General features: G+C 54.9%; 1 protein-coding gene. It reads right to left on the bottom strand.

Going from position 1 to position 880, the window contains the following annotated elements:
- Nucleotides 1-55: 55 nt before the first annotated feature.
- Entirely contained in the window at nucleotides 56-814 is a 759-nt protein-coding gene (locus FE811_RS27000) for an IS6 family transposase (RefSeq protein WP_140849593.1), read from the bottom strand.
- Nucleotides 815-880: the final 66 nt, after the last annotated feature.

Raw genomic sequence — 880 nt, 5'->3', positions numbered from 1 at the left:
GGCTCTGTTGCAAATTATTCCTGAGTGCGCACAAGGCCCGATTCCCCGGTGATCTTCAAGCTGCGAGGCGGAGTTCGAGCATAGACATTGCCTCCGTGAGAGCACATGGGCCCAGTCCGAAGGCACGTTCGATCATGCGGACCTCGCCGTTGATATCACCGGTCAAATTGAAGCTGCGTGACTGCCCTTTGCGCAGGGCCCGCATAACCTCGAAGCCCTTGATCGTGGCATAGGCGGCCTTCATCGTCTTGAACCCACGCACCGGTTTGATCAACTGTTTAAGCTTGCCGTGGTCGGCCTCCACGACGTTGTTCAGATACTTGACCTGACGGTGCTGAACATCAGTCGGGCATTTGCCTGCTTTCTTCAACTCAGCCAGCGCAGCGCCATAGGTCGGTGCCTTGTCGGTGTTGATCACGCGCGGTTGCTCCCAACTTTTCAAGCCCTTCAACGCCTTACCCAGAAAGCGCTTCGCAGCCTTTGTATTGCGTGTTGAGGAAAGGTAGAAATCGATCGTGTCCCCGAATTTGTCGACAGCTCGGTAGAGATAAGCCCATTTCCCGCGAACCTTGATATAGGTCTCATCCACCCGCCAGCTATTCGACCGAGGGTGGCGCCATTGCCAACGCATGCGCCTCTCGATCTCGGGGGCATAATGTTGAACCCAGCGATAGATCGTAGAGTGGTCAACCCGATGACCCCGTTCGGCCATCATCTCTTCCAGGTCACGATAACTAATCCCGTAGCGGCAGTACCAACGCACAGCCCAAAGCACGATTTCACCACGGAAATGACGGCCTTTGAAATCGCTCATGCTACACCTCTTATCTCAGCAAGGATGCGCAAAATGCTCGCAGCCAGAAAAATTTGCAACAGAGCC

It is taken from the genome of Paracoccus sp. FO-3, from assembly GCF_006386455.1.
GTDB classification, from domain to species: Bacteria; Pseudomonadota; Alphaproteobacteria; order Rhodobacterales; family Rhodobacteraceae; genus Paracoccus; species Paracoccus versutus.
The sequence above is the reverse complement of the archived record's forward strand: the minus strand, read 5'-3'. Positions and strand labels throughout refer to the sequence as shown.